The 21,827-nt window shown below is 71.4% G+C and carries 15 protein-coding genes; 5 read left to right on the top strand and 10 right to left on the bottom strand.

The genetic code is table 11. The annotated features are described in order from the left end of the window. From PWG71_RS01975 to dnaG, 4 genes are all read right to left on the bottom strand, one after another. Nucleotides 1-2,928: an FAD-binding and (Fe-S)-binding domain-containing protein gene (locus PWG71_RS01975; protein WP_274807709.1), complete on the bottom strand. Its 2,928-nt coding sequence runs from the start codon at nt 2,926-2,928 to the stop codon at nt 1-3. 58 nt (nt 2,929-2,986) lie between these two features. Continuing rightward, nucleotides 2,987-4,306, bottom strand: coding sequence for a glycoside hydrolase family 18 protein (locus PWG71_RS01970; RefSeq protein ID WP_274807708.1), 1,320 nt, complete (start codon nt 4,304-4,306; stop codon nt 2,987-2,989). A gap of 241 nt (nt 4,307-4,547) precedes the next feature. Continuing rightward, entirely contained in the window at nt 4,548-5,624 is a 1,077-nt protein-coding gene (gene rpoD / locus PWG71_RS01965) for an RNA polymerase sigma factor RpoD (protein ID WP_274808110.1), read from the bottom strand. A 104-nt stretch (nt 5,625-5,728) separates the two neighbouring features. Further along, nucleotides 5,729-7,624, bottom strand: coding sequence for a DNA primase (gene dnaG / locus PWG71_RS01960; RefSeq protein WP_274807707.1), 1,896 nt, complete (start codon nt 7,622-7,624; stop codon nt 5,729-5,731). A 164-nt stretch (nt 7,625-7,788) separates the two neighbouring features. On the opposite strand from dnaG, the gene PWG71_RS01955 reads away from it, so the two are divergent. Further along, nucleotides 7,789-8,964, top strand: coding sequence for a hypothetical protein (locus PWG71_RS01955; protein WP_274807706.1), 1,176 nt, complete (start codon nt 7,789-7,791; stop codon nt 8,962-8,964). Between the two features lie 8 nt (nt 8,965-8,972). After that, complete coding sequence (locus tag PWG71_RS01950; protein WP_274808109.1) at nt 8,973-10,526, top strand: substrate-binding and vWA domain-containing protein; 1,554 nt, start codon at nt 8,973-8,975, stop codon at nt 10,524-10,526. Here the strand turns inward: PWG71_RS01950 and PWG71_RS01945 are convergent. From PWG71_RS01945 to ppdK, 4 genes are all read right to left on the bottom strand, one after another. Further along, the gene (locus PWG71_RS01945) at nt 10,517-11,515 is read right to left on the bottom strand and encodes a LacI family DNA-binding transcriptional regulator (RefSeq protein ID WP_274807705.1); all 999 of its coding nucleotides are present in this window, start codon (nt 11,513-11,515) and stop codon (nt 10,517-10,519) included. The two genes, PWG71_RS01950 and PWG71_RS01945, sit on opposite strands and share 10 nt — an antisense overlap. 128 nt (nt 11,516-11,643) lie before the next feature. Further along, nucleotides 11,644-12,897: a deoxyguanosinetriphosphate triphosphohydrolase gene (locus tag PWG71_RS01940; RefSeq protein ID WP_274807704.1), complete on the bottom strand. Its 1,254-nt coding sequence runs from the start codon at nt 12,895-12,897 to the stop codon at nt 11,644-11,646. Between the two features lie 51 nt (nt 12,898-12,948). Further along, nucleotides 12,949-14,028 (bottom strand): YdcF family protein, encoded by a 1,080-nt coding sequence (locus tag PWG71_RS01935; protein WP_274807703.1) that lies wholly within the window; start codon nt 14,026-14,028, stop codon nt 12,949-12,951. Between the two features lie 275 nt (nt 14,029-14,303). Further along, nucleotides 14,304-17,000 carry a pyruvate, phosphate dikinase gene (ppdK, locus tag PWG71_RS01930; protein ID WP_274807702.1) on the bottom strand — a complete coding sequence of 899 codons (2,697 nt, stop codon included), beginning with the start codon at nt 16,998-17,000 and terminating at the stop codon, nt 14,304-14,306. A gap of 516 nt (nt 17,001-17,516) precedes the next feature. Between ppdK and trhA the strand changes: the two genes are divergently transcribed. The 3 genes from trhA to PWG71_RS01915 all read left to right on the top strand — a co-directional run bounded on the left by trhA (nt 17,517) and on the right by PWG71_RS01915 (nt 19,908). Beyond that, nucleotides 17,517-18,227, top strand: a complete 711-nt coding sequence (gene trhA / locus PWG71_RS01925) for a PAQR family membrane homeostasis protein TrhA (protein ID WP_274807701.1) — start codon at nt 17,517-17,519, stop codon at nt 18,225-18,227. A 384-nt stretch (nt 18,228-18,611) separates the two neighbouring features. Beyond that, nucleotides 18,612-19,385 (top strand): DUF6196 family protein, encoded by a 774-nt coding sequence (locus tag PWG71_RS01920; protein WP_274807700.1) that lies wholly within the window; start codon nt 18,612-18,614, stop codon nt 19,383-19,385. Further along, a complete protein-coding gene (locus PWG71_RS01915) occupies nt 19,375-19,908 on the top strand; it encodes a CGNR zinc finger domain-containing protein (RefSeq protein ID WP_274807699.1) in 534 nt (177 codons plus the stop codon). Before PWG71_RS01920 ends, PWG71_RS01915 begins: the two co-directional genes overlap by 11 nt. 116 nt (nt 19,909-20,024) lie before the next feature. On the opposite strand, the gene PWG71_RS01910 is transcribed toward PWG71_RS01915, so the two are convergent. Both PWG71_RS01910 and PWG71_RS01905 read right to left on the bottom strand, forming a co-directional pair. Then, nucleotides 20,025-21,401 carry a permease prefix domain 1-containing protein gene (locus PWG71_RS01910; protein ID WP_274807698.1) on the bottom strand — a complete coding sequence of 459 codons (1,377 nt, stop codon included), beginning with the start codon at nt 21,399-21,401 and terminating at the stop codon, nt 20,025-20,027. After that, nucleotides 21,401-21,775, bottom strand: a complete 375-nt coding sequence (locus tag PWG71_RS01905; protein WP_274807697.1) for a PadR family transcriptional regulator — start codon at nt 21,773-21,775, stop codon at nt 21,401-21,403. The genes PWG71_RS01910 and PWG71_RS01905 overlap by 1 nt, the downstream gene beginning before the upstream one ends. Between the last annotated feature and the right edge of the window lie 52 nt (nt 21,776-21,827).

The raw sequence follows: 21,827 nt of genomic DNA, 5'->3' as shown, positions 1-21,827 counted from the left end.
TCACGCCTGCCGGGCGTCCAGCCCCCTGGCGAGGAGTTCGGCCAGGTGCAGCGGGCGACGCCCGGTGCCCTGGAGGACCTGCGTACGGCAGCTGTAGCCGTCGGCGAGCACCAGGGTGTCGGCGTCGGCGGCGCGCACCCGGGGCAGCAGGTCGCGTTCGCCGATGGCCGTGGAGACCTCGTAGTGCCCTTCGGTGAATCCGAAGTCACCGGCCAGCCCGCAGCACCCCGAGTCCAGGACCTCGCCCTCCACCCCCGCCCGGGCGATGAGTTCGCGGTCGGCGTCGAAACCCAGTACCGCGTGCTGATGGCAGTGCACCTGGGCCAGGGCCGCCGCCGGCACCCGGGGCGGCCGCCAGTTCGGGGCGCGCTCCAGCAGGAACCCCGCCAGGGTGCGCACCGAGGCGGCGACCCGTTCGCTCTCCGGTCCCGGCACCAGTTCCACCAGGTCGTGGCGGAGCGCCGCGGTACAGCTCGGTTCGAGCCCCACCACCGGCAGCCCCGCGTCCACCAGCGGGAGCAGGGCCCGCAGGGCACGGCGCATCACGGTGCGGGCCACCCCGAGCTGGCCGGTGGAGACCCAGGTCAACCCGCAGCACACCGGCCCCCGGGGCAGGACCACCGTGAACCCGGCGTCCTCCAGCACCCGCACCGCCGCCGCCGGGATCCGCGGGTCCATGTGCTCGCCGAAGGTGTCGGGCCACAGCACCACGCGCGGCCCGTCCGATCGGGCCCGGCCCCGGGCGACGCGCCGCCGGAAGGCACGGGTGAACGTGGTGCGGGCGAACTCGGGGAGGTCGCGGCGGGCGGCCACCCCCGCGACCCGTTTGGCCAGGCGGGAGACGCCCGGCAGACGCAGTGTCCGGTCGACCTCGGCCGGCGCCAGCGCGGCCAGGCGGGCCCACACCGGCAGCCAACCCATCGAGTAGTGCGCCGCCGGCCGCGCCCGTCCCCGGTAGTGCCGGTGCAGGAACTCCGCCTTGTAGGCGGCCATGTCCACGTTGACCGGGCAGTCGCTCAGACACCCCTTGCACGACAGGCACAGGTCCAGGCTCTCGCGCACCTCCTCCGAGTCCCAGCCGTCCGTGATGACCTCGCCCGCGGCCATCTCGAACAGCAGGTGGGCCCGCCCCCGGGTGGAGTGCCGTTCCTCGCGGGTGACCTGGTAGCTGGGGCACATGACGCCCGGCCCGTCGTGGCGGCGGCACTTGCCCACCCCCGAACAGCGGCGCAGCGCCCGGGCCGGGTCTCCCCGGTCCTCCCGATAGGCCAGGGTCGCCTCGTCCAGCAGGGGCAGGGGGCGGGCCGCCAACCGGACGTCGGCGTCCACGGGGCGGGGGTCGACGATGACCCCGGGGTTCATGAGCCCCTCGGGGTCGAAGATCCGCTTGAACTCCCCGAAGGCCCGCACCAGCCCGGGCGGGTACATGCGGGAGAGCAGCGCCGAACGGGCCCGGCCGTCGCCGTGCTCCCCCGACAGGGAGCCACCGTGCCGCACGACCAGATCGGCGGCCTCCTCCAGGAACCCGCGGTAGGCGACGCGGCCGACCTCGGTGGTGAGCTCGAAGTCGATGCGCACGTGCAGGCAGCCGTCACCGAAGTGGCCGTAGACCACCCCGAAGCGGCCGTGCCGTTCCATGAGGTCGTCGAAGTCGCGCAGGTAGGCGCCGAGGTTCTCCGGGGGCACCGCGGCGTCCTCCCATCCCGACCATGCGTCCTCGCCGGCCGGGGTGCGCTGGGTGAGTCCGGCCCCCTCCTCGCGGATGCGCCACAGGGCACGCCGGTGGGCGGGGTCGGACACCACGAGGGAGTCGGCGGGCCGCGAGGCCGGAGGCAGGGCGTCGAGCATCCGCCGGGCGGCCGACACCGCTTCGCCGGGGTCGGTCCCGGCCATCTCCACCAGCAGCCACGCACCGCCCGCCGGCAGGGCCACCCGGGTCCCGCCCGGCCGACCGTCCAGTGCGGCGACCATGCGGTCGTTGATGCCCTCGACGGTGAGCGGGGCGTGTCCGAGCAGATCGGGGACGGCGTCGGCGGCGGCCGGGGCGTCGGGGTAACCCAGGACGGCCAGCGCCCGCGCCGGCGGCGTCTCCACCAGGCGGACCGTGGCGCGCAGGACGAACGCGCACGTGCCCTCGGTGCCGACGAGGGCGGCGGCGACGTTGCGGCCCTTCTCCGGCAGCAGTCGGTCCAGTGAGTAGCCGGAGACCCGGCGGCGGAACTCCGGCATGGCGGTGCGCAGTTCGGCGCGGTGCGCGTCGACGAGGCGGGCCAACGCGCGGTGGACCTCCCCCTCCCGTCCGGGGCGGCGGCCCAGGGCCTCGCACTCCTCGGCGGTGTGGGCGGAACCGACGGTCATCCGGGTGCCGTCGGCGAGCAGTACCTCCAGGGAGACGATGTTGTCGGCGGTGGTGCCCCAGGCCACCGAGTGGGATCCGCAGGCGTTGTTGCCGACCATGCCGCCGATCGTGCACCGGCTGTGGGTGGAGGGATCGGGGGCGAAGGTCAGACCGTGGTCGGCGGTGGCCGCCCGCAGGTCGTCCAGGACGACGCCGGGTTGGACGGTGGCGGTGCGGGCGACGGGGTCGACGTGCTCGATGGCGCACAGGTGGCGGGAGGTGTCGATGACCACGCCGGGGCCGATGGCGTTGCCCGCGATGGAGGTGCCGCCGCCGCGGGGGGTGACGGGGACGCCGTGGTCGGCGCAGACGCGGACGGCCGCCGCGCAGTCCTCGATCGTGGCGGGCAGGACCACCGCGAGCGGGACCACGCGGTAGTTGGAGGCGTCGGAGGTGTACAGGGCCCGGGTGCCGGGATCGAAGGCGACGGTGCCGTGGACCGCCTCCGTGAGGTCCCGGCGCAGGGCGTCGATGTCGGGGGCGCGGTGCGGGTCGGCGGTTGCGGGCGGAGTGCGATGCGGGTCGGCCATGGCGCCCAGGGTGGACCCGCCCGAACGAGCGCGCAACCACGCCGCGCCGCGTGCCCGCTCAGTCGAGGGAGTCGTCCATGGCGCGCACCAGGTCGCCGGTGGGATCCATGTCGAGGTTCCACACCATGAGGCCGCCCAGCCCTCGGCCCAGCACGTAGTCGCCCTTGATCGCGATGACGTCGGGGTCGTCGTAGGTCCACCACTGGTCGCCGACCCGCACCGAGAACGCGCCCGCCTCCTCGTCCAGGAAGCGTTCGCCGTCCAGGGCCTCCAGGTCGGAGAAGGCCATGGTGGGGCCGTCATAGGCGTCGTCCGCGGGCAGGGCGGGGCGGCCCAGGCCGTGGTCGACGTCGTCCACGCCCTGCCAGCCGCGCCCGAAGGCCGGGATGCCCAGGACGAGCTTCTCGGACGGGGCGCCCAGGTCGACGAACCGGGACACGGCCGCGTCGACGCTGTTGGCGTCGGGGTCCTGTGCGGGCGGGTAGAGGTTGGAGTGGTAGGCGGTCTCGGTGTTCCAGGGTCCGGAGAAGTCGTAGCCCTGCACGGTGGCGAAGTCGAGGTGCTCGAAGATCTCCACCTCGTAGGCGGCCGCCTGGTCCGGGGAGCCCGACAGCGACGCCGAGAGCGTGTAGTCCCTGCCGGTCTCGGCCGCCAGGGCGTCCAGTTGGCGGCGGAACTCCACGACCAGCAGGGTGAAGTTGGCCGCGTCGTCGGGGTGTTCGACGTTGTCGGGGCGACCACCGCCGCCGGGCCACTCCCAGTCCAGGTCGATGCCGTCGAAGACGCCCGCGGCGGCGCCCTCCCCGCCCTGGGGTTCGTCCTCGCGCACCGGCAGGTCGCCGCGCAGCCACAGGTCGACGCAGGAGGCCACGAACTCCCGGCGGGACTCCTCGGTGCGGGCCGCCGTGGAGAAGTGGCGCGACCAGTTCCATCCGCCCAGGGACAGGCTGGCCCTCAGGTCCGGGTGCTCCTGTTGGAGCAGCCGCAGCTGGTGGAGGCTGCCGGCGAGCTCCTGCCTGTAGTCGTCCGGCTCACCACTGACGCTCTCGTCCGCGTCGTAGCGGCGCTGGTACAGCTCCCAGGCCTGGTCGTGGCCGCCGGGGACGTGGCATCGACCCTCGGAGGAGACGTCGCCGAAGGCCCACATGAGCCGGTCCAGACGGGCGGGGGCACCGCTGTCCGCCAGGTTCTTGATGGTGAAGTCGCGGTTGGCCACGTTCCAGTCGGCGAAGTAGCCGATCCGCTGGGGTCGGTTCCCGGACGCTGCCACGAAGACCCCCGTGATCAGTACTCCCGCGGTGAGGACCGCGCCCAGGGCGAGCAGCGGACGTCGGCCGGAGAAGGTGGCACCGGTGCTCGTCGGTGGTGTGGCGTTCACCCTTCGACCGTAGGGCCTCCGGGTCACGAAACCCGCCCGGTCGCGCCATCGCGGCCACATCAGGCCGTTCGGTCGGCGCGGGGAACCCCTGTATCGCCCCATCCGTTGGAGCGATGGTCGGCACCCCCGGGGTCACCGGAGGCCGACGGAGGGGCCGTCCTGCGGAAACGACGTCCGAGGCCGCGGGCGGCCCGTCCAGGGCCGCGAGGGGGCCGGAGCGGGACGCGGGTCGGGACACCGCTCAGAGGAAGTCCCGCAGGGTGCCGGCGCGCGAGGGGTGGCGGAGTTTGGCCAGGGTCTTGGCCTCGATCTGGCGGATGCGCTCGCGTGTCACCCCGAATTCGCGGCCGACCTCCTCCAGGGTGCGGGGGTACCCGTCGGCCATGCCGAAGCGCAGTCGCAGGATGCGCTGTTCGCGCTCGGACAGGTCGCCCAGGATGTGACGCAGGTGCTCCTGGAGGAGGGTGAAGGCCGCCGCCTCCACGGGAACGACCGCGTCGGAGTCCTCGATGAAGTCCCCGAAGTCGGACTCCTCCTCGCCGATGGGCGTCTGCAACGAGACGGGTTCACGGGCCATCCGCTGGATCTCCAGGACGCGTTCTCCGCCGAAACCGGCGGCCGAGGAGATCTCCTCGATGTTGGGTTCGCGGCCCAGTTGCTGATGCAGTTGGTGTTGGACCCGGACGAGTTTGTTGATGGTCTCGACCATGTGCACCGGAATGCGGATCGTGCGGGCCTGGTCGGCGATCGCCCGGGTGATCGCCTGACGAATCCACCACGTGGCATAGGTGGAGAATTTGAACCCCTTGGCGTAATCGAACTTCTCCACCGCTCGAATGAGTCCGAGGTTGCCTTCCTGGATGAGGTCGAGAAAAAGCAGACCGCGTCCCATATAGCGTTTGGCGATCGACACCACCAACCGGAGGTTCGCCTCTATGAGTGCCCGCTTGGCCTTTTCGCCCTGTTCCATGAGCGTGTCGAGTTCCTGCCTCGAACGCACCCCTTCGACCGGTTCGCATCTGCGCGCGTACAGACCCGCCTCGATCGCCTTGGCCAGTTCCACCTCCTCCTCGGCGGTGAGCAGGGGGACCCGGCCGATCTCGCGCAGGTAGAGCCGGACCAGGTCCGAGCCCGAACGCCGTCCCCCGTCGGGGACCAGGGGGGCGTCCTCGGGATCGGACACCTCCACACCGACGCGGGCCAGGAGGGCGACCGCCTCGTCCAGGAGGTCGGGGGGCGCGTCCAGGCGCTCCAGCGCCGAGGCCACCTCGCCGCGACTGACCGTGCCCCGACCGGCGTCGGGGAGCAGCCGCACCACCTGACGAATGGGCGGAATTTCATTGGTCACAACCGTGGGAGCCACTCCACCATTGTGCACTTCCACACGCCGCCATAGGGAGGAGCATTATTGTCACCTTCGTGCTACATGCCTCCGGCGAACTCCTCTTGAAGGGCGCGTTTCTGCTGTTGGAGGGCCATGAGCTCGGTCAGCAACCGCTGTTGCTCCTCGACCTGATCGGTGCCGCCCAGGCGGGACAACTCCGATCTCAGGTTTGACTCGCGCCGGTTGATGGAATGAGTTCTGACTGTGCCCAGTATTTGTCGGGCGGAATGTCCGTCGAGTTCTCCATAGAACTCCAGTTGTTCCACCGCCAAACGGGTCAGGAAATCGCGCTGCGCCTCGGTGGGCGCGGCGTCGCGCAGGTGCCCGGCCCAGGACGCGGGGTCCCGGACGGCGGAGACCCCGCCGAGCCCGGCGATGAGCGTGAGCATCGCCCTGTGCTGGGGAACGGTGAAGTCGTCGGCGGTGAACGCGTCGAAGCCGACGGCCAGCGCGGGGAACTGGACGGCGATCTTCAGCGCCTGTCGCTCCCGCTGCACCGAGGGGTCGCGCAGGTCGTAGGGGGCCTCCCGGGCATCGGGTGTGGGGGTGGGCCCCGGTCCGACCGGGGCCGGACGGCCGCCCTGCCCCCCCTGGCCGCTTCCCCGCCGTATGTGCCGGTTGACCCGGTCGAGCACGAACGACTCGTCGAGGATGCCCAGCCAGCGGTCCAGGTTGGTGCCGTAGAGCTTGCGCACACCGTGGTTGCGGATACTCGCCACCACCGGAGCGGCGGCGTCCAGGGCGGCGATGCGCCCCTCGGGGGCGGACAGGTCGTAGCCCTCGATGACCTTGCGGACCATGAACTCGTACAGCGGCACCGGGTGGTCGACCAGGTCGACCACGGCCTGGTCGCCCCGTTGGAGGCGCAGGTCGCACGGGTCCAGGCCGTCGGGCTGTACCGCGACGAACGTCTCGGAGGCGAACCCGTGCTCCTCGGCGAAGGCGCGCACCGCGGCCTTCTGTCCGGCGGCGTCGCCGTCGAAGGTGAAGATCACCCGTCCGTCCTGGTTGGTGCGGCCGAGCAGCAGGCGGCGCAGGATCTTGAGGTGGTCCTCGCCGAACGAGGTGCCGCAGGTGGCCACGGCGGTGGTCACCCCGGCCAGGTGGCAGGCCATGACGTCGGTGTAGCCCTCGACGATGACCGCCTGACCCTTCTGGGAGATATCCCGTTTGGCCAGGTCCAAGCCGTACAACAGGCGGCTCTTGTGGAAGATGGGACTCTCGGGGGAGTTGAGGTACTTGGGGCCGTCCTCGCTCGGATCCAACTTGCGGGCGCCGAACCCGACCACCTCCCCGGTGACCTCGCGCACCGGCCACAGCAACCGGTTGCGGAACCGGTCGTAGGCTCCGCGCCGTCCCTGGCTGGCCAGTCCCCCGGCGATGAGCTCGGCATCGGTGAAGCCCTTGCGGCGCAGGTGGGAGGTGAGGTTCTCCCACCCGGCGGGGGCGTAGCCCAGGCCGAAGTGCTCGGCGTGGGCCCGTGTGAACCCGCGCTCGGTCAGGAAGCGGCGGGCCTCCACCGCCCCCGGGGAGAGCAACCGCTCGGCGTAGAACTCGGCGGCGGCCCGGTGCGCGTCCAGCATGCGCTGCCGTTTTCCCTCGTCGCGTCGGGTGGAGCGGCCGCCGCTCTCCTCGTAGCGCAGCGTCACGCCGAGCTGGCGGGCCAGGGACTCGACCGCCTCGGCGAACGCCAACCCCTCGATCTTCTGCACGAAGGAGATGGCGTCCCCGCCCTCACCACAACCGAAACAATAGTAGAGGTTCTTGGCGGGGGTGACGTTGAAGGAGGGGGACTTCTCGTCGTGGAAGGGGCACAGACCCTTCAGCGAGCCGCCTCCGGCGTTGCGGAGCTGGAGGTACTCGCCGATCACGTCCGCGATGGGGGTGCGCTCTCGCACCAGGGCGATGTCTTCGTCTTTGATCCGGCCTGCCACGGTTCTCAGGGTAGTTCTCCCGGGGGGACGGTCCGGTCGTCGTCCACGGGGCGGGGGTTCCCGTGGCGGTCACCGGGGGTCCACCTTCCCTTGGGGCGGGGGTCGCCCTCAAGGGGAAGCGTGGGAGATCCCCCCTTTTTCGCGCGCCGAGGAGGAGTCTCACGGTGAGCCCCATCCCCCTCCCACCCGGACCACGACAGCGGCTGTTGCTCGGCGCCGCCTGCGCGGTCGTGGTGGCCCTGATCATCGCCATCGGGGCCGCGCTGGTCGACCGCTGGGGCGGCGGCCTCGTGGTGGTCGACGGTGTCGTCGGTTCCGAGAAGGTCGACTTCTTCCGGGACGAGCGGGTCGTGGCCCGTTTCGCCGAACTCGGCTACGAGGTGAACGTGCGACCGCGCGGGTCGCGGTTGATGGCCCAGGACGTGGACGAGGCCGATTTCGTCTCCCCCGGTTCGGACATCGTCGCCGATCACATCCAGGAGGTCCACGGGATCTCCACCGAGTACCGGATGTTCAGCACACCGATGGTGGTGCTCTCCTACGAACCCCTGGCGGAGGCGCTGCGCGAGGCCGGGGTCGCCCGCCGGGCCGAGGACGGCACCTGGTCGTTCGATCTGGCCGCGTACCTGGAGCTGACCGAGGAGCGCACCCGCTGGCGGGACCTGCCCGGGGACTCGGTGGGCTCGGGAAACCGCAACGAGGTGCTGGTGCGCACCACCGACCCGCGTACGTCCAACTCGGCCGGGATGTACGCGGCCGTGCTGTCCTACCTGCTCAACGACGAGGAGGTGGTCCCTCCGGGCGGGCCGGACCAGGAGATCGTCGACCGGCTGGCCGGGCTGTTCCTGGCCCAGGGGCAACCGCCCGAGTCCTCCCAACAGCCCTTCGAGCAGTTCCGGGACCTGGGACCCGGGCACACGCCACTGCTGTGGGCCTACGAGGCGCAGTACGTGCACGCCGTGGTGAACGGCCCGGTGCCGCCCGACGACGTGGTCCTGCTCTACCCCGAACCGACCGTGTACTCGGCGCACACCCTGGTCCCCCTGAACGAGAGGGGCGACGCGATCGGCGCCCTGTTGGCGGACGATCCCGGGTTGCGGTCGTCGGCGACCCTGCACGGATTCCGCGCCGAGGGCGGGAGCGCCTTCGAGGAACTGGTCGCCGAGCACGACCTGCCGGTGCGCATCCGGGTCGACGACGTGGTGAACACCCCCACCCATGAGGCCTTGGAGGCCCTGCTGAGCGGCATCGAGGACGCCTACACCGACAACGGCATGCGCCCGCCGGCGGCCGAGGAGCGCCGACCGGCGCGCGACATGACCGGGGGTGGCTCGGAGTGAGGCGGGCGATGTGCGCCACCGCGTTGGCGGTGGCCCTGGCGGTGTCCGGTTGCGATGGGACCGAGGAGCGGGCGACCCTGCGGGTGCTGGCGGGCAGCGAGCTGGTCGACATGGAGCCGTTGCTGACGGAGGCGGCGGAACGGACCGGGGTGACGGTGGAGATGGAGTACACCGGGACCCTGGACGGCCTGGCGCGGATCGCGTCGGGCGACGGCGGGGATTTCGACGCGGTCTGGTTCGCCTCCAACCGGTACCTCCACCTGCACGACGACGGTCGTGAGCGGGTGCGCACGGAGACCTCGATCATGCTCTCCCCCGTGGTGCTCGGGGTGCGCGGGTCGCGCGCCGACGACCTGGGGTGGGCCGAGGGCACCGAGGTGACGTGGTCGGACGTGGCCGACGCGGTGCGGGACGCGGAGTTCACCTACGGGATGACCAACCCCGGCGCCTCGAACTCGGGCTTCTCCGCGTTGATCGGGGTGGCGTCGGCGTTGGCCGACAGCGGGAGCGCCCTGACCGACGAGGACGTGGAGCGGGTCGGTCCGGAGTTGGCGGAGTTCTTCAAGGGCCAGGAGCTGACGGCGGGGTCGTCGGGGTGGTTGGCGGACGCCTTCACCGCGCGCTCCGCCGACGAACGGCCGGTGGACGCGCTCATCAACTACGAGTCGGTGCTGCTGTCGTTGAACCGGGACGACGCGGGGCTGCGGCTGATCCATCCGGCGGACGGTGTGATCACCGCCGATTACCCGTTGACCCTGTTGACCGATCCCTCGGAGCAGGCGGCGCGGGGATACGACCTGTTGACGGCCGACCTGTTGACGGAGGACGTCCAACGCGACATCGCGGAGCGGACGCTGCGCCGTCCGGTCGTGGCCGAGGCGGCCGTCGCGGAGTCGCCGTCGTTGGTGGAGCTGCCCTTCCCCGCGCACCGCGACGTGGTGGACGGCCTGGTCTCCGACTACTTCAGCGAGCTGCGCCGGCCGGCGCGCACGGTGTACGTGCTGGACGTGTCGGGGTCGATGAAGGGCGATCGGCTGTCGGAGTTGCAGCTCGCGCTGAGCGCGCTGACCGGGGTCGACGGGGGGTCGTTGGAGCGGCGGATGCAGGCCTTCCAGGAGCGCGAGGAGATCACGCTGCTGCCGTTCTCCACCGAACCGGGCGAACCGGAGACGTTCGTGGTGGAGCCGGGTTCGATCGACGACTCGCTGCGGGAGCTGTCGGAGTCCGTGAACGCGCTGGAGGCGCAGGGGGACACGGCGGCCTACGACGCGGTGTGGGCGGCCTACGAGTTGGTCGAAGAGGCCCCGAAGGACGACCATCTGACGTCGATCGTGCTGATGACCGACGGTGTGGTGACCAGCGGCATGGGCCCGACCCCGTTCACGGAGAACCTGGGGACGCTGTCACCGGAGGCGGCGCGGGTTCCGGTGTTCACGGTGCTGTTCGGGGAGTCCGACGAGGGCGAGATGGCGCGGTTGTCGGAACTGACCGGCGGGCGGGTGTTCGACGCCCGTGAGCAGAGCCTGGAGGAGGTGTTCCGGGAGATCCGCGGTTACCAGTGACCGGTGCTGGCGCGTGTCCGCGGGGCCGTGGCGGGAACGGTGGTGTCCGTCCCCTCACGGCCCTCCACCATGTCCAGGAGGACGCGGGCGGCCCGCTCCCCCACGGCGCGGGGGCCGGTGTCGACGGTGGTGAGGGCGGGGGCGAGGTGCGTCGATTCGGGGCGGTCGCCGATCCCGGCGACCGCGATCCGGTCGGGGACGTGCAGGCCCGCGTCGGCGAGGGCGTGGAACAGTCCGGGGGCGAGGGTGTCGTCGGCGGCCAGGACGGCGGTGATCGGTTCCCCGGCCGCGTGCCGATCGGCCAGGGCGCGGCCGGCGGCGTGGCCGGTGTCGGGGCCGGTGCCGCCCGGTACGGGTTCCGGGGCGTCGATCCCGGCCTCGGCCAGGGCGGCGCGCCAGCCGGCGGCGCGTTCGGCGGCGGTGTGCGATCCGGGCGGTCCGGTGACGTGGTGCACGGTGCGGTGGCCCCGGTCGAGCAGGTGATGGGTGAGCGCGCGGGCGGCGCCTCGGTGGTCGGCGCCCACCGAGGGGCCCAGGGGGTGTGAGGGGCCTTCGACGATGACCGTCGGCGGCGGTGCGGGCAGGGCGCCCAGGGTGGCGAGCAGGGAGGACGTCGGGGCGACGGCCAGGTGGCCGTCGACGGCCCGGTCCAGGAGCCGGTCGACCCCGGTGGGATCGTCGGGGTCGACCACGGTGATCAGGAGGGTGCGGCCGGCGGCGCGCACGGCCGCCTCGATCCCGGACAGGAGGCGATCGGTGTCGATGTCGGAGGTCGTGAAGGCGCCGATGAGACCGCTGCGGTGGGTGACCAGGGCGCGGGCGGTGGCGTTGCGCCGGTATCCGAGGCTGGTGATGGCGGCGCGGACCCGGGCGGCGGTCTCGGGCCGGACGCCGGGATGACCGTTGACCACACGGGAGACCGTCTGGTGGGAGACCCCGGCCAGACGCGCGACGTCGACCATGCCGGGGGTACCGCTGCGTACGGGCAAGGGGCTGCGCACTCTCCTCCGGTCGCCGTCGCGTCGGGGCGCCCCGGAGACGGGTGCCCGCGATCGGCCGTGCAGAGCAGTGTGCGCAGTGTCCGGTGACCGCGTCAAGGGCCCTTGCCGGGTCCGGTTCAGGTGGTCAGGCGCTCGTGCAGGGCGATGGCGGAGGTGTCGGTCAGCGAGGCCACCTGGTCGATGACGGCGCGCAGGGCGGTCGCGTCGTCGGAGGCGATCGTGAAGGCGTCGCGGAACTGGGGGTCCAGGGCCTCGGGCGCGTTCTTCCAGAGGGCGCCGACGAGTTCGGTGATGAGCAGGCGTTCGCGGGCCTGGTAGGCCAGGGCCTCCTCCCGGCCCATGACGAAGTGCGCGGCGACGGACTTGAGCAGGGCGCATTCGAGCAGGGTGCGGCGGGGCACGATGAGGGAGGCGCCGTAGCGGGTGAGGCGGCCGGGGCCGTGGGCGGCGCGGGTGGCGTGTTCGGCGGCCCGGCAGAACCGGCCGATGAGTTGGCTGGTGAGGTTCTTGAGGGCGGCCAGGGAGGCGAGGTCGCCGGTGAACTCGGCGGGCCAGACGGGCGCGGCGAGCAGGTCGGTGTAGACCTGTTCGAGTTCGGCGGGGTCGGCGTCGCAGTAGCGGGCGGAGGCGATGCGCACGACCTCATCGCGTTCGACGGGGCTGCGCAGCGCGGACATGCCGACGAGGCCGGCGTGCAGTGCGTCCTCGACGTCGTGGACGGAGTAGGCGACGTCGTCGGCCCAGTCCATCACCTGGGCCTCGAAGCAGGTGTGGCCGACGGGGGCTCCTCGGCGCAGCCACTCGAAGACCTCGACGTCGTCGGGGTAGCAGTTGAACTTGTGGGTGTCGCCGCCCTCGCCCCGGCGCCAGGGGTACTTGACGGTGGCGTCGAGGGTGGCGCGGGTGAGGTTGAGCCCGGCGCTGCGCCCCTCGGGGTCGATGACCTTGCCCTCCAGGCGGACGAGCAGGCGCAGGCTCTGGGCGTTGCCCTCGAAGCCGCCGCAGTCGGCGGCGGACTCGTCCAGGGCCCGTTCCCCGTTGTGGCCGAAGGGCGGGTGGCCCAGGTCGTGGGAGAGGCAGGCGGCCTCGACGAGGTCGGGGTCGCAGCCCAGGGAGTTGCCCAGTTCGCGGCCGATCTGGGCGCACTCCAGGGAGTGGGTGAGGCGGGTGCGGGGGAAGTCGCTGACGCCGGGCCGGACCACCTGGGTCTTGGCGGCGAGGCGGCGCAGGGCGGAGCTGTGCAGGACCCGGGCGCGGTCGCGTTCGAAGGGACCGCGGGCCCGGTTCTTGCGTTTCTCCCGCGCCCATCGTTCGGTGTCGTGCAGGGTGTAGCCGGAGACGGCGCTCTCGGCGCCCGCGGTGCTGTCCATAGGTCTGCGAGCCTACTTCCCGACAGGGACGGAACGCGCCATCGGCCCTGTTCAGGCCGCATTGACGCGGATGTCGCTGCTGTCGTTGAAAATCCAGTAGTACCAGAGCGAGGCGGTCTCCCTGGTGATGTACCAGAGCTGGGTGCGGCGTTCGATGACGGCGGGCCCCGAGCGCGACGGCGAGGTGCCCGAGTCGATGCCGTGGTCGGAGGCCATGACCTTGGACCGCAGGCTGTGCCAGGGGTCGGAGACGAGGGTGGCGTCGTCCCAGCCGTTGTCGTCGAAGACGAGGGAGACGGCCCGGATGCTCTGGAGGGTGTCGCTGCCCTCCTCCACCGCGATGATCCGGTCGGCGGGGATCCCCACCTCGACGAGCCAGTTACGGCCGGCGGCGGCCTCGGTGAAGTTGTCGCCGGGCTGTTTGCCGCCGACGGTGACGATCATGGGGGCCACCCCGTCGAGGTAGAGGACCTGGGCGTGGCGCAGACGGGCCTCGAAGACGGGTGAGGGGACGCCGTTGTACTGGCTGGCGCCCAGCACGACGATGGCGTCGGTGGCGACGCGGTCGTCCTGTCGGGCGGTGTACCAGACCCATCCCCAGGTGGCGGGGGGCAGGGCCAGGGCGGTGACCAGGATCAGGGTGATGATCCAGCGCAGGCGGATACGGCGGCGCCCGCGGGGCCGGGGCGCGGGGCGCCGTCCGCGCGGAGGACGTGGACGGCGCGGGGGGCCGGGGTCGTCGGTGGAGGGCCGGCCGGTCGGACGGACGGCGTCGGCGGCGCGGGGCCGGTCGTGGACGAAGCGGCGGGTGGAGTCCGGGCCGCCCGGGGGCCCGGGGGTGGCGGATCCGCTGGTGGCGGGGTCCGTGAACAGGCCGTCGAAGGCCGGATCGTTCCGGTCGAACGCCCGGGTGCCGGCGGGGTCGTCGTCGGGGACGATCCCGCCGGGAAGGGGTCCGCGCGACAGGACGGTGGTCTCGTCGGTGTCGCCGCGCCGCGTCACGGTCGGGAGGTCGTCCCGGGACATGACACGGGTGGCGTCGTCCTCGGACGAGGCCGGAATCGAGGACGCGGCGTCGGGCGCGGGGTCCTCCCACGTCTCGTCGCCACGCCCGCCGTTCACCGTTCGCACCGGCGCACCTCCGCACTAGCTCTCTTCGGACCGGTGTAGATCACCCTTCGTGGGACGACCCTCGGGCGCCGCCGGTTCTCGATGACGGAGTCCTGGAACCGCCGGTGAGGCGTGCGCGGAGAGGAAGTACGGGGATCATACCGGCAATCAAGAATATATCACGAAAAGGTCACAGAAGTTTTTCGTGAGGGTGTCCGTCCCAGGGAAAGAGTGTAGAGGCGCGCAGGCGTGCCGCCGCCCGACCTTCGAAGGTCGGGCGGCGGCACCGGCCGGGCTCAGCCCGTCTGGTCGCCGGCGGCGCGTCCGGCCTCCAGCCGGGCGACCGGAACCCGGAACGGTGAGCAGGACACGTAGTCCAGGCCGACCTTGTGGAAGAAGTGCACCGAGGCCGGGTCGCCGCCGTGCTCGCCGCACACACCCAGCTTGATGCCGGGACGGGCGGTCCGCCCCTCCTCGACGGCGATCCGGATCAACCGGCCCACGCCGTCCACGTCCAGGGATTCGAACGGCGACACCCCGAACACGCCCTTCTCCAGGTAGGCGGAGAAGAAGGAGGCCTCCACGTCGTCCCGGGAGAACCCCCACACCGTCTGGGTGAGGTCGTTGGTCCCGAAGGAGAAGAACTCGGCGTGCTCGGCGATCTGACCGGCGGTCAGGGCCGCCCGGGGCAGCTCGATCATGGTCCCGACCGGGAAGTCCAGCTCCAGGCCGTGCTCCTCGCCGACCTCCCGCAGCACCCGCAGCGCGTCGTCGCGGATGATCTCCAGCTCCTGGACGGTGCCCACCAGCGGGATCATGATCTCCGGGCGGGGCCGACCGCCGGCACGGATCCGGTCGACGGCCGCTTGGGCGATGGCCCGGACCTGCATGGTGAACAGGCCGGGGACGACCAGTCCCAGGCGCACACCGCGCAGACCCAGCATCGGGTTCTGCTCGTGCAGCTTGTGGACGGCCTGGAGGACCCGCAGGTCGTTCTCGTGGCTCTCGCCACGGGCCTCGGCGACGGCCACGCGCACCGACAGCTCGGTGATGTCGGGCAGGAACTCGTGCAGCGGCGGGTCGAGCAGGCGCACCGTGACGGGCAGACCGTCCATGGCCTCCAGGATGCCGTTGAAGTCGGCGCGCTGGAGCGGCAGCAGGGCGCCCAGGGCCTCGGTCTGCTCGTCCTCGGTGTCGGCCAGGATGAGGCGTTCGACCAACTGGCGGCGGTCGCCGAGGAACATGTGCTCGGTGCGGCACAGGCCGATGCCCTGGGCGCCCATGCGGCGGGCGCGGGCGGCGTCCTCGGGGGTGTCGGCGTTGGCCCGCACCCGCATGCGTCGGGCGGCGTCCACGTAGTGCATGAGCCGGTCGACGGCGCGCACCAGGTCGTCCGCCTCGTCGGAGGCCGGGTCGATCTCGCCCTCGAAGTAGCGGACCACCGGGGAGTCCACGACGGGCACCTCACCGAGGAACACCTTGCCGCTGGTGCCGTCGATGGAGATGACGTCGCCCTCTTCGATGACCTCGCCGCCGGGCGCGGTCAGTCGCCGGTTCTTGGTGTCGACGTCGAGTTCCTCGGCGCCGCACACACAGGTCTTGCCCATGCCGCGGGCGACCACGGCGGCGTGCGAGGTCTTGCCTCCGCGGCTGGTGAGGATGCCCTCGGCGGCGATCATGCCCTCAAGGTCGTCGGGGTTGGTCTCCCGACGGCACAGGATGACCCGCTCGCCGCTGCGGGACCACTTGACGGCGGTGTAGGAGTCGAACACGGCCTTGCCGACGGCGGCGCCCGGAGAGGCGTTCATGCCCCGGCCCAGGAGGTGGACTCCGCCGGCGGCGACGGCCGTCTCGTCGAAGCGGGGGAACATCAGCTGGGCGAGCTGGTCTCCGGTGACCCGCTGGACCGCCTCGTCCAGGGTGATCATGCCCTGGTCGATGAGCTGGTCGGCGATGCGGAACGCGGCGGCGGCGGTGCGCTTGCCCACGCGGGTCTGGAGCATCCACAGCTTGCCGCGCTCGATCGTGAACTCGATGTCGCACAGGTCGCGGTAGTGGTTCTCCAGGGTCTCCATGATCCCCATGAGCCGTTCGTAGCTGTGGGGGTCGATGGTCTCCAGGTCGGCGAGGGGGACGGTGTTGCGGATGCCGGCGACGACGTCCTCACCCTGGGCGTTCTGGAGGTAGTCCCCGTAGACGCCCTGTTGGCCCGAGGCCGGGTCGCGGGTGAAGGCCACGCCGGTGCCGGAGTCCATGCCGAGGTTGCCGAAGACCATGGAGCAGACGTTGACGGCGGTACCGAGGTCGGCGGGGATGCGCTCCTGGCGGCGGTACAGGACGGCGCGGGGGGCGTTCCAGGAGTCGAAGACCGCCTTGACCGCCAGGATCATCTGCTCGCGGGGGTCGGTGGGGAAGGGGCGGCCGGTCCGCTCGTGGACGATGGCCTTGAAGCGGTCGACGAGGGCGCGGAAGTCGTCGGCGTCCAGGTCGAGGTCGTCGGTGACGCCCTTGGCCGCCTTGGCCTCGTCGATGGCGTCCTCGAACAGCTCGCCGTCGATGTCCTGGACGGTCCTGCCGAACATCTGGATGAGGCGACGGTAGGAGTCCCAGGCGAAGCGCTCGTCGCCGCCCTGGCGGGCCAGACCGACGACGGACTCGTCGTTGAGGCCGATGTTGAGGACGGTCTCCATCATGCCGGGCATGGAGAATCTGGCGCCCGAGCGCACGCTCACCAGAAGCGGGTCGTCGGGCTGGCCGAGTCGGCGACCCATGGCCTTTTCGAGTTCCTTGAGGTTCTCCTCGACCTCGGCCTCCAGGCCCGAGGGGAAGCCGCCGTTGGAGAGGTAGTGCCGGCAGGCCTCGGTGGTGATGGTGAAGCCCGGGGGAACGGGGAGACCGAGGTTGGTCATCTCGGCGAGGTTGGCCCCCTTACCGCCGAGGAGATCCTTCAGGCCCTTGTTGCCCTCGGTGAACTTGTAGACGTACTTGGCCACGGGGGTTCTCCCTCGTTCGCTCGACGACTCCCCTGTGGGGTCGACGCTGGTGCCCGGATGGGCGCGACTCTACCTACTTCCTGCACGCTCACCCTTCCATGAACCACCTTTTTAGGACATTTTCGCAGCTCATGGGCTTCAAAAAGGTCTAGACCAATGGTCCAGGAAGGGTACACGTACCCCTTGACCTCGAACGATGCGCGGGGAAGGACAAGGATGAGGGACGCCGCTGGTCACGGCACCCGGAAGGCACCATAGCGGGTTCTGATCGATCAGAACACCGGAGAGGACAGGAAATCGACCAATCGCACCCCACATCCCCAACAGAAAGGGTATTGTGCCACTCGACACACCACTACCAACAAGTAACCTACGGTCCCGTAGGTTAGGCTGCGGGCAGGGCCCGACACCGTGCCGGGCCCACGGGGCGAGAACAGCGCCGAAGGCTCGGTTGAGGGTGGCGGAGGGCGACGGGTGGGCGACAGGGACAGGGCGCGGGGAACCGGAGGCGCACAGGTGGACGAGGGCGAGGGCGAGGACACCCGATCGGTCCCCGAACGGGCGGCGTCCGCGGCGGAGGAGTTCGTCCAGTCGGTCAAACCCCGCCTGCGCGGTTGGCTGCATCTGGGCACCGCGCCGCTGGCGCTGGCGGCGGGGATCGTCCTGGTGGCCCTCTCCCCCACCGTGCCCGCCATGATCGCCGGAGCGGTCTACGCGCTCAGCTCGGTCCTGTTGTTCAGCACGTCGGCGATCTACCACGTGGGGCGTTGGTCGCCGAGGGCGCAGAAGGTACTGCGCCGCATGGACCACTCGAACATCTACCTCATCATCGCCGGCACCTACACGCCGTTCATCGTGCTGGTGCTGGAGGGGACCCTGCGCACCGCGATGCTCGCCCTCGTCTGGGGCGGCGCGATCGCCGGCGTCGCCTTCAAACTGCTGTGGCTGAACGCGCCGCGCTGGTTGTCCACGGCGCTGTACCTGGCGATCGGCTGGGTGGCGGTGTTGTTCATCCCCCAGCTCGTCGAGGGCACGCACCCGGCGGCGTGGATCCTCATCCTGGTCGGCGGTGTGCTCTACAGCGTCGGCGCGGTGGTCTACGGCTTGAAGTGGCCCGACCCGGCGCCGAAGTGGTTCGGCTTCCACGAGATCTTCCACTCGTTGACCATCGCCGCGTTCGTCTGCCACTACATCGCGGTCTCGTTCGTGAGCTACACCGCGGTCTAGGTGTACTGACCACAGAGGTTGAGTACAGCCCGGCAGTGATTTGACAGCAAGAGAGGGCCTCCGACATAGGTGTGGATTGTCTAGATCAACACCTGAAGTAAGTCAGGAGGCCCTCCGTGGCCCACACTACCCATGCCAACGCCCGTCTCACACCCGCCGGACGCCTGGCGTTGGCCCGCCGCGTGGTCGAAGACGGAGTCATCCCGGTGTGGCTGTCGACCGATGAGAACGCGGCGAGAGCCGTGCCGGGGCGTCGCGCGGCAGGGTGAGTATCCGCGGAACACGCCTTAGGCGGCCCGGCCGCGCGCCCCCGGGGAGACGACTCCCGGGGGCTTTCTCACGCCCTCTCTTCTAATGGGAAAACCCATTAGCTATGATGGCCGCATGGTCTCCATCTCGCATGAATCGCCGGTCGAGTCCGAGGCCCGCCTCCGGGCGGTGCTGCGCGCCACCGACATCGAACACCTCCCCGGGGTCTGGTGCTTCCGGCGCTTCACGGGAGCCCCGCCCGAGAAGGCCGTCGCCACGGTCAGGGACGCCGACGGGTGGTGCGCGCTCCTCCCCGCCGTGGAAGAGGTCCCCGAGCCGTTCGGCCTCACCCTGAGCACCTTCCCGCCCGGGATCGACAACAGCGGCTACGTCGGGTGGCTGTCGACGACCGTCAAGCGGCGGACCGGCAGCGGCGTGTTCGTCGTGTGCGGCGACAACCCCGCCCGCGGCGGAATCTTCGACTACCTCGGCTACCCCCTGGAGGCCGCCGAATCCGTCCGATCCTTGATCGACGACCTGCGCCGCCCCCCGGTCACGGACGGACTCGACCTCGACCTGCGCGTGTTCGAGGTGGCGGAGACCGCGCGGCCCGGCGCGGTCTCCTCCGGAACCCGCTTCGAGTTCCGCGAGCGGCGGGGCACCGTCGAGGCGGACTACACCGGTGGCGGCGTCGTTCGCGGGCTCCTCGTCGGGCGACGTGAACACGACCGCCTGACCGCCGCGTACTCCCAGGTCGACACCGAGGGCCGGGTACGGACCGGTACGGCCGTCATGAGCGTCACCCGAAGCCCCGACGGGCGGACGCTGCTCACCGGGGACCACACGTGGTCGGACGGGGCTTCGGGACGCACCGTGCTCCGTTCCGCCGGGAGGAGCCATGCGGGCTGAGCCTGTGGCCGTCGCGTTCGCCAACACCCGCTCGTCCGCCGGTCGCGACCGGATCGACCACCTGGACCTGTGGCGCGCCTGGTCCGGGGAACGGCCCGGCCTCCGGACCATCGGCCTGGCCGTGGACTCCGAGGGGCTGCGTCACCTTCGCGCGGTCCGGGACGAGGTGCAGGCGGTCCTGCGCGCCACGGCACTCGCCGCGCCCGCCGACGCGACCGCGCTCGGCCGGACCCTGGAGCTGGCCGGCGCCGCCTCCCCCCTCACCCTGCGCCGGCGGGACGACCGCTACGAGCTCGCCGTGACCGGGAACGGGTCCGCGGCGACGGCGGTCGCGCACCACCTGGCGCGCGCGGCGGTCGACCTCCTGGTGACCGGTCCCGCCCTCACGGCCTGTGCGGGGCAGGGGTGCCTCAAGGTCTTCACGGCGACCCGGGCGGCCCGCCGCTGGTGCGACGGCTCCGTCTGCGGCAACCGGGCGAGGGTCCGCGCTCACCACCAGCGACACTCGGGCTCCGCGCCCTAGGCGCGGTGACCGTGGAGGGCGGTGACACCCGCCCCACCCGACACGGGCGAGGGGGCTTCGGGGGGGAGCCCGACCCGAACGGGGCCGGGCTCCCCCGGAGCCGGGGAACACCCTCGTCAGGCGAAGCCGAACACCGGCGGGAACAGCAGCACGACCACCGCGGTCCACGCCGCGTAGACCGGCAGGTAGGCCGTCTGCCACCGCTCGACCTGCGCGAACGGGCGCCGCCCGCGCACGAAGCCCGCGAGCAGCCACGCCGACCACACCAGGTGCACCAGCAGCACCAGGTTCAGGCCCAGCGCCGCCGTCTTGTTGGCGGTGAAACCGAACTCGGCGATCCGGGTCAGCATCGCCGTCAGCGCGACCGCGTTCACCGCGAGCGCCGCCCCGACCAGCGCCAGCTGGAGCCAGTCGAAGACCCCGGGCGGGGCCAGCGGGTCGCGGGCCGAGATCGAGTACAGCAGCAGGAACAGGACCAGCACCAGGACCGCGTCCATCAGGATGAGCAGCTCTCGGTCCACGGTGGTCAGCGGGCCGTTGACCAGCAGCACCACCAGGTCGGCCACCAGCATCACGAGCGCCAGCGGGGTGAAGACCCGGGTCAGCACCGGCGCGATGTTCTCCACCACGCTCTTCTTGGCCTCCACCAGCCACGCGGCCACCAGCAGCACCCCGGGCAGGCCGAACGGCAGCAGCCAGTCCTCCAGGAACGGCTCGAAGTCGACGCCCACCAGGGAGAGCACGGCGGCGGTCAGGCCCAGCAGCACCATGGACCCCAGCTGGATCAGCACCAGGTACATGACGAACTCGCCGGTGAACCGCACGTAGTCCATGCGCCGCTCGTGGGAGCGCCAGCGCCCGCCCGCGTGCAGGACGCCCGCGAGCAGCCACAGCAGGACCGGCGCGTGCGTGAACGCGAGCACGGCGGTCATCCCGGGCGAGGGGAACACGTCCCCGGTGGTCGCGAACGGGTACAGGTCGACCGCCAGCAGCGGCACCGCCGCGACGGCCGCCGTCACCGCGCACACGCGCCAGGAGACGCGCCGCTTCCAGGCGAACCACCCGGCCAGGAACGGCAGGACCACGAAGGCGAGGTTGCGGATCAGCGTGGTCTCGTCGTCCACCAGGGAGAACAGCAGCTTGACCGCCACGCCCGCGGCGAGCGCGAACCCGATCATCACCCCGAGCTCGCGCCAGCGCTCCGCGCCGCCCGCATCGGCCTCGGGGACCAGGACCAGCTGCTTCCAGAGCCGGTGGGAGTGCTCGCGCGCGAACTCCCGCGACACCTCGTCCAGGTCGCCCATGCGCTTGACCGCGACGAGGAAGGCCTCCTCGCAGTCGAGGCCGCCCTCCTCCAGGTCGGCTATCTGTTCGCGCAGGTGGTCCTCCATCTCCTCCACGTCCGGGGCGGAGATGGCCCGGCGGCGGCGCACGAAGCCGCGCCACTGATCGATCTGCGCCTCCAGGACGTCCCCGCGCGCGGTGTCGGCCATCAGGCGATCCCCCCTGTCGTGGCGATCCCCGGGACCTGGGGGTGCGAGGCGACCTCCCATACCTGCTTGAGCGCGTCGGCGACGACGTTCCACTGCTTCTGTCGCTCGGCCAGCGCCTCGATCCCCGTCTGCGTGATCGCGTAGTGCTTGCGACGGCGGCCCGCGTCGGAGGTACGCCAGGACGCCCGGACGTGGCCGTTGCGCTCAAGGCGGTGCAACAGGGGGTAGAGCATCCCGTCCGTCCACTGCATCCGCCCACCGGAGAGCTCGTTGACGCGTTTGACGATGGCGTAACCGTAGGACTCGCCCTCGGCCAGGATGCCCAGGACGAGCGGCGTGGCCGACGCGGCGACCAGATCCTTGTCGATGTGCATGCGCACTTCCCATACCTAGTTCTGCTAGGGGTCGTAACCCTAGCAGAACTAG

It is taken from the genome of Nocardiopsis sp. N85 (assembly GCF_028882275.1).
Classification (GTDB): Bacteria; Actinomycetota; Actinomycetes; order Streptosporangiales; family Streptosporangiaceae; genus Nocardiopsis; species Nocardiopsis lambiniae.
This window is presented reverse-complemented; position numbering and strand designations above follow the sequence as displayed.

What these genes read in the sequence shown, in the direction of transcription:
- PWG71_RS01940 (WP_274807704.1), bottom strand. Translation starts at nt 12,897, where the DNA reads ATGGACAGCACCGCGGGCGCCGAGAGCGCCGTCTCCGGCTACACCCTG.
- PWG71_RS01910 (WP_274807698.1), bottom strand. Translation starts at nt 21,401, where the DNA reads ATGGCCGACACCGCGCGCGGGGACGTCCTGGAGGCGCAGATCGATCAG.
- PWG71_RS01915 (WP_274807699.1), top strand. Translation starts at nt 19,375, where the DNA reads ATGCGGGCTGAGCCTGTGGCCGTCGCGTTCGCCAACACCCGCTCGTCC.
- PWG71_RS01975 (WP_274807709.1), bottom strand. Translation starts at nt 2,928, where the DNA reads ATGGCCGACCCGCATCGCACTCCGCCCGCAACCGCCGACCCGCACCGC.
- PWG71_RS01920 (WP_274807700.1), top strand. Translation starts at nt 18,612, where the DNA reads ATGGTCTCCATCTCGCATGAATCGCCGGTCGAGTCCGAGGCCCGCCTC.
- PWG71_RS01950 (WP_274808109.1), top strand. Translation starts at nt 8,973, where the DNA reads ATGTGCGCCACCGCGTTGGCGGTGGCCCTGGCGGTGTCCGGTTGCGAT.
- PWG71_RS01905 (WP_274807697.1), bottom strand. Translation starts at nt 21,775, where the DNA reads ATGCACATCGACAAGGATCTGGTCGCCGCGTCGGCCACGCCGCTCGTC.